Origin of the sequence: Micromonospora sp. S4605, assembly GCF_003176715.1 — a bacterium.
GTDB classification, from domain to species: Bacteria; Actinomycetota; Actinomycetes; order Mycobacteriales; family Micromonosporaceae; genus Micromonospora; species Micromonospora echinaurantiaca.
The window spans coordinates 1-6257 of sequence record NZ_QGSW01000414.1; the positions used below are offsets into that span (position 1 = coordinate 1).

Below are 6257 nucleotides of genomic sequence, written 5' to 3' on the forward strand. Positions count from 1 at the left end.
CCGCAGGTCGGCTCGGCCGGGCAGCGGTCGCAGCAGGTCATCGCCGTCGAGGTGCTCGTGGTGGACGCTGACGTCGGGCTGGTACAGCGGACCGGTCATGGCGTCGCCGCCGAGCGCAGCGCGTCCGGGGAGCGGACCAGCTTGCCGGTGGTGGTGCGGGGCAGCTGATCGAGCAGCCGCAGCACGCGAGGGCGTTTGTAGCCGGCCAGCCGCTCGGCGAGCAGCTTGTCCAGCACCTCCTCCGACAGCGGCCCGTCCGGCTGCACGTACGCGGTGATGCCGTCGTCCCAGAGCACCACCGCGGCGGCCACTCCGGGCAGTTCGGCGACGCAGGTCTCCACCTCGGTGAGGTCGACCTTCATCCCACCCACCGACACCTGCGAGTCCAGCCGGCCGCGGACGGTGACCAGGCCGGTGTCCGGGTCGACGGTGCCGGCGTCGCGGGTGCGCAGCCAACCGTCCGCCCACCGGGTCGGGTCGCTGAGCCCCACGTACGGCGAGGCGGGGCAGCTGACCCAGAGTTCGCCGTCGACCGCCCGGACCTCGATGCCGGGCGCCGGAGCGATCGCCGGCCGGTGCCGCCCGTACAGGTCGGTGCCGATCACCCCGACCTCGGTCATCCCGTACATGTTGCCCAGCGGCACGCCGAAGCGGTCGGTGAACGCCCGGGCCACCGCGGCCGGTACCAGTTCCCCACCGGTGGTCATCCGCTTGAACTGGGGCAGCGGCCCGCCCGGCCGGGTGGAGGCGAGCAGTCCGATGTGGAACGGCACGCCGAGCACGGTGGCCGGGGTGTCGGCGGCGGCGATGGCGGCGAGCACGGCGTCGCCGCTGAGCCGCTCCGGCGGGACCAGCTCGACCCCGGCGTGCAGGCCGTACAGCAGTCCGCCGACCAGGCCGAGCACGTGCACCATCGAGGGAAGCAGGACGATCCGCTCGCCGGGCAGCGCCACCCCGTCGATGCGGGTGTAGCGCCGCACCTCGGCGACCAGGTCGCCGGCGGTGCGGCCGATCACCTTGGACGGTCCGGTGGAGCCGGAACTGAGCTGGATCACCGCGTGCCCGCTGCCCGCGGGCCGGTCGGCGTAGCCGGTGACGCCGGCGGTGACGTCGACGAAGACGCGCAGCGCCCCGCCGCCGGCGCGCACCGGGGCCACCACCACCTGCGGGGTGAGCCGGCGCAGCGCCCGGTCCACCTCGTGGTCGGTGAGCCGGTGGTCGAGCAGGATCGCCTGCGCGCCGACCCGCCAGGTGGCCAGCAGGTGCACCACGTACGCCAACGAGGGCGGCAGCCGCAGCGCGGCGGCCCCGCCGGGACGCAGCCCGGCGGCGACCAGCCCGGCCTGCGCGTCGGCGACCAGCCGGCGCAGGGTGGCCCGGTCGACCGGCGCCGGCAGCCGCAGGCAGACGCCGTCGGCCGGGCCGGACAGCAGCACCTCGTCGACCCATTCCGGGTCCGTCTTCAACGGGTTTCCTGTCGGTTGCTCCGTCGCCACCGCCGTCACCGCCCAGCATCGAACAGGGCGGGATCCGCCCAGGAAAAGTGCTTGTCGGGGTGCTGCGGGGGAACCCTACGACGGCGCTCGGATCCATTGCCACATGCAAATGGCTAGATCAAAACGAGCGGCTGGCCGGATTGTCGACGGCCCGTTCGACGGGGCAGGATCGGACGCGTATGCCCACCGAACGCTACCAAACGATGACCCATCGTGCGGATGGCGGGCACTGCCGACCGTACGGCCGATGGTGCTCTTCGACCGGCCCGGCCCTCGGCGGGCGCGCCGCGGGGTCAGGGCGCCGGTGGCAGTACCACCCGGGCGGTGCGCCGCTCGCCGTCCATCGCCCGCATCGCGCGGGCCAGCGTGCCGGCGTGCAGTTCCGTCTCGCCGCGCTCGCGCATCAGCTCGGCGACCGCGGCGACCGCCTTCGCCTCGGCCGCGAGGGCCTGCGCGGCGACCACGCAGCCGAGCGGGTCGAAATGGCCGCTGTCCCGGGCCGGGTTCAGCCGGGCGACCAGGTCGACGATGTGCAGGTACCGCTCGACGAGCTCCTGCTCGGCCCGGGTCAACGCGGGCAGGTCACGTTCGCTCATCCCCGCAGCCTGCCACCGGATCCGGCGGCCGGCCGCCCCGCCGCCGACGACGGCACGGCGCCGAGGCGTCAGGCCGGGCGCTCGGCCGGGGTCTGGGCGGGAGGTTGGGAGTGGGTCTGGGCGTGGATGTGGAAGCGCAGCGACCGGGCGTCGGTGAAGCACTCCCGCATCGGGCGGACCAGGTCGCGGTGCTCCGGGCTGCGTTCCCACCGCTCGAAGTCGGCCAGCGCCGCCCACTCGCTGGTGATCAGCCACTGCTCCGGGTCGGTGGCCGAGCGGCAGACCTGGTCCACCAGGTGCCCGGGCACCCCGCCGGCGACCTGGTGGCGGATCTGCTCGTACGCGGCGAGGAACGCCTCGGTGCGGGCCGCCGGCACCCGCACCAGGAACACCACCCGGGCCCGTTGATCGGTCATCACGCCCCTCCTTCCGCCGGCACCGCGCCGCGCAGCACCAGGGCACTGTTGAAACCGTCGAAGCCACGCGCGCAGACCACCGCGGTCCGGCTCGCCGGCCGCCGGTGGGCACGCAGGAAGTCCAGTTCGCAGCCGTCGGCCACCTCGTCCGGCCCGGCCGAGGCGGGCAGCGTGTCGTGCCGGAAGGCGAGCAGCGCGGTCGCCACGTCCACCGCCGAACCGCCCTGGTGGGCCCGGCCGGTGAGCGGCTTCTGCGTGGTCACCGGCGGCGGGCGGGTGCCGAAGACGGCGCGCAGCGCGGCGGCCTCGGCGCGGTCGTAGCGGGGCACGCCCAGCGCGTCGGGCAGCACCACGTCCACCTCCGCCGGCTCGACGCCGGCCCGGTCCAGGGCCAGCCGGATAGCCCGGGCGTACTGCCGGGGGTCGCCGGCGCCGTCCGGTCCGGTGTGCACGCCGTCGTGGGTGGCGCCCCAGCCGGTCACCTCGCCGTAGATCCGGGCGCCCCGGGCCAGCGCCCGCCCGAGTTCCTCCACCACGAACACCGCGCCGCCCTCGGCCGGCAGGTAACCGCTGGCGGCGACGTCGAACGGCCGGTACGCCCGCTCCGGGTCGGCGACGTCGCTGAGCAGCCCGGAGCGCAGCTGGCAGGCCAGCGCGTACGGGCTCAGCGGGCACTCGGTCGCGCCGGCGATCACCACCGGGGTGCCCCGGCGGATGGTCCGCACCGCGTGCGCCAGGCTGTCCAGGCCACCAGCGGACTCGGCGGCCAGCACCCCGCACGGCCCCTTGAACTGGTGATGGATGGAGAGCTGGCCGACGCTGGCCGCGTAGAACCAGGCGATCGACTGGTACGCCCCGACCGTCCGTGCCGGCGAACCCCAGAGCCGTTGCAGTTCCCGCTGGCCGAACAGGTTGCCGCCGGACGAGCTGGCCAGGGTGACCGCCCAGCCGTACGGGTCGGGGGCCCGTTCGGGCAGCCCGGCGTCGGCCAGCGCCAGCCGGGTGGCGGCGAACGCCAGGTGCGTCCACCGGTCGGTCTGCACCAACCGGCGGTTGTCCGCGTACCCGGCGGCGTCGAAGCCGGGGACCTCGCCGCCGTAGCGGGTGGGATAGCCGGCCGGGTCGAAGAGGGTGATCGGCCCGGTCCGGCGGGTGCCGGCCAACACGGTCCGCCAGTGGGCGTCCGCGCCGACGCCGCTCGGCGCCACCACGCCGATCCCGGTGACCACGGCCCGGGCGGTCACGCCGGCACCGTCCGGGGCAGCCGGCGGAACACCATGGCCGACTGGAAGCCGCCGAAGCCGCTGCCGACCGAGAGGGCCACGTCCACCGGCAGCTCGCGGGCCTCGTTCGGCACGTAGTCCAGGTCGCACTCCGGGTCGCGGGTGGCCCAGTTGGCCGTCGGCGGCACCACGCCGTACTCGATGGCCAGCGCGCAGGCGGCCATCTCGATCGAGCCGATCGCGCCGAGCGAGTGCCCCACCATGGACTTGATCGAGCTGACCGGCACCCGGTACGCGGCCTCGCCGAGCGCCCGCTTGAACGCCGCCGTCTCGTGCCGGTCGTTCTGCCGGGTGCCGGAACCGTGCGCACTGACGTAGCAGACCTGCTCCGGGGCGATCCGGGCCTGGCCCAGCGCGGCGCTGATCGCCAGCGCCATCTCCACCCCGTCGGGCCGCAGCCCGGTCATGTGGAAGCCGTTGCTGCGGCTGGCGTAGCCGGTCACCTCGCAGTAGACGTGCGCGCCGCGCCGCCGGGCGTGCCCGGCCTCCTCCAGCACCAGCACCGCGGCGCCCTCGGCGAGCACGAAGCCCTGCCGGTCGGCGTCGAACGGCCGGGAGGCGTGCGCCGGGTCGTCGTTGTCTGGGCTGGTCGCCTTGATCGCGTCGAAGGACGCCACGGTGACCGGGGAGATCGGCGAGTCGGCGGCTCCGGCCAGCACCACGTCCGCCTCGCCGTCGACGATCAGCTGGTGGGCGTACCCGATGGCGTCGATGCCGGAGGTGCAGCCGGTGGAGACCACCTGGGCCGGGCCGTGCAGGCCGTGCCTGCAGGCCACGTCCGCGGCCAGGCTGCTGGGCACCAGCGCCTGGTACAGGTACGGGCCGCCGCGGGCGTGGTCGACCAGCCACCGGCGGCCGGTGTCGCTGACCCGCACGTACTCCTGCTCCAACGCCATGGTGCCGCCCACGGCGGTGCCGAGCACCACCCCGGCGTGGTCCCGCTCGGCCTCGGTCAGCTCTAGGCCGGCGTCGGCGACCGCCTCGGCGGCGCAGGCCAGCGCGAACTGCACGTACCGGTCGGCGCGGCGCCGCTCGGCCTCGGTGAGCCCGGCGGCGACCGGGTCGAAGTCGCACTCGGCGGCGATCCGGGACCGGAACGGCGACGGGTCGAAGAAGGTGATCCGACGGGTCGCGGTACGTCCCTCGGTGATCGCCTTCCAGAACCGGTCCCGGGTCACGCCGCCCGGTGCGACCACCCCGATGCCGGTCACCACCGTGCGGCGCCCGCTCACGACGGCACCTCTGTTCGCGACTGCGGGGCTCGCAACCCCGGCTCACTCCTCGCGCTCACGACCCGCCCCGATGCTCGGCCAGCTCGGTGTCGACGTGGCCGAGCTCGGGCCGGGGCGCCAGCGGACCGAGGTGGAAGACCACCTCGGCCGGCTCGTCGCCGGTGTTGCGCAGCCGGTGCCGGACGTCGACCGGGACGAGCAGCGCCTCCCCGGCGGCCAGCGGCACCGGCCGGTCGTCGAGGTCCACGGTGATCGCGCCGCGGCACACGTAGAGGAACTCCTCGCTGTAGGGGTGGTAGTGCTCGGCGATCCGCTCCCCCGGCGCGAGCGCCGCCACCCCCATGAAGCCGGAGGTGCTGCCGACGGTCCGCGGCCCGAGCAGGACCCGCAGCTCACCGCCGCGGCGCCGGTCCGGCGGTACGTCCCGCGCGGCGACCAGCCGCAGGGTCCGCTCACTCATCGTCGCCTCCGCTCGGCTCACCGGTCGCCGCGCCGGTCGGGCCGCCGGTCGGCGCGCCGTCGCGGGCCAGCCGTTCGACCCGTTCCTTGATGACGGCCAGCTGCACCGCGCTGTTGGCGTTGATCCGGTCGGTCATGCCGGCGTTGTCCACCGGTGCGGTCGGCTTCATGGCGAAGTCCTGCACCCAGGTCATCCGGGTACCGCCGGGCTCCCCGGTGTAGCGCCAGTGGATCCGCATGTACTCGAACGGCCCGGTCTCCACCCGCTGCGCCCGGACCTGCCCGGTCGCCGGGTCGGCGGTGCGCTCGCTGACCCAGCTCCAGGCGATCCCGTTCTCGTCCGGGTGCATGGTGAGCCGGAACCGCACGGTGTCGCCGTCGCGGTGCAGGATCTCCACCCGGGCGTACTCGGTGAACAGCTCGGTCCAGCGGGCGACGTCGTTGGTGACGTCCCAGACCAGCGGCAGGGGCGCCGCGATCAGCACGCTGTTCTCGGTGTGTCCGGGCGGGTCGGCCCGGCGGGCCACCAGCTCCGCCACGGCGGGGATGCTCAGCTGGGCGGCCTGTTCCGGGATCTGCACCTGCCAGCGGTCGGCGACCACGGCGGAGAGCTCCAGCAGGGCCAGCGAGTCCATGCCCAGCTCCTCCAGGGACGCGGCCGGCGCGCGGGCGGCCGCGTCCCGGTCCAGTCCACAGTGGGCCACCAGGATCTCGGTGATCTCCCCGGTCAGCGGACGGCCATGGGTGACGGTCATCGGGTCCTCCTGTGTCGGTC

The 6257-nt window shown here is 74.9% G+C and carries 7 protein-coding genes; all 7 read right to left on the reverse strand.

Annotated elements, in window-relative coordinates; all coding sequences use genetic code 11:
• Positions 1–95 precede the first annotated feature (95 nt).
• The 7 genes from DLJ47_RS32730 to DLJ47_RS32760 all read right to left on the reverse strand — a co-directional run bounded on the left by DLJ47_RS32730 (position 96) and on the right by DLJ47_RS32760 (position 6237).
• Positions 96–1466, reverse strand: coding sequence for a class I adenylate-forming enzyme family protein (locus tag DLJ47_RS32730; protein WP_233258148.1), 1371 nt, complete (start codon positions 1464–1466; stop codon positions 96–98).
• Positions 1467–1789: 323 nt separating this feature from the next.
• Entirely contained in the window at positions 1790–2092 is a 303-nt protein-coding gene (locus DLJ47_RS32735) for a hypothetical protein (protein WP_109905881.1), read from the reverse strand.
• 68 nt (positions 2093–2160) lie between these two features.
• On the reverse strand, positions 2161–2508 hold the full coding sequence (locus DLJ47_RS32740) for an antibiotic biosynthesis monooxygenase family protein (RefSeq protein WP_109905883.1): 348 nt from the start codon (positions 2506–2508) through the stop codon (positions 2161–2163).
• Entirely contained in the window at positions 2508–3752 is a 1245-nt protein-coding gene (locus tag DLJ47_RS32745) for a beta-ketoacyl synthase N-terminal-like domain-containing protein (RefSeq protein WP_109905885.1), read from the reverse strand. Before DLJ47_RS32745 ends, DLJ47_RS32740 begins: the two co-directional genes overlap by 1 nt.
• Positions 3749–5023 carry a beta-ketoacyl-[acyl-carrier-protein] synthase family protein gene (locus DLJ47_RS32750; RefSeq protein ID WP_109905887.1) on the reverse strand — a complete coding sequence of 425 codons (1275 nt, stop codon included), beginning with the start codon at positions 5021–5023 and terminating at the stop codon, positions 3749–3751. Before DLJ47_RS32750 ends, DLJ47_RS32745 begins: the two co-directional genes overlap by 4 nt.
• 55 nt (positions 5024–5078) lie before the next feature.
• The gene (locus tag DLJ47_RS32755; protein ID WP_088994004.1) at positions 5079–5483 is read right to left on the reverse strand and encodes a cupin domain-containing protein; all 405 of its coding nucleotides are present in this window, start codon (positions 5481–5483) and stop codon (positions 5079–5081) included.
• A complete protein-coding gene (locus DLJ47_RS32760; protein ID WP_109905889.1) occupies positions 5476–6237 on the reverse strand; it encodes an SRPBCC family protein in 762 nt (253 codons plus the stop codon). The genes DLJ47_RS32755 and DLJ47_RS32760 overlap by 8 nt, the downstream gene beginning before the upstream one ends.
• Positions 6238–6257 lie beyond the last annotated feature (20 nt).

What these genes read in the sequence shown, in the direction of transcription:
- DLJ47_RS32735 (WP_109905881.1), bottom strand. Translation starts at nt 2,092, where the DNA reads ATGAGCGAACGTGACCTGCCCGCGTTGACCCGGGCCGAGCAGGAGCTC.
- DLJ47_RS32740 (WP_109905883.1), bottom strand. Translation starts at nt 2,508, where the DNA reads ATGACCGATCAACGGGCCCGGGTGGTGTTCCTGGTGCGGGTGCCGGCG.
- DLJ47_RS32755 (WP_088994004.1), bottom strand. Translation starts at nt 5,483, where the DNA reads ATGAGTGAGCGGACCCTGCGGCTGGTCGCCGCGCGGGACGTACCGCCG.
- DLJ47_RS32760 (WP_109905889.1), bottom strand. Translation starts at nt 6,237, where the DNA reads ATGACCGTCACCCATGGCCGTCCGCTGACCGGGGAGATCACCGAGATC.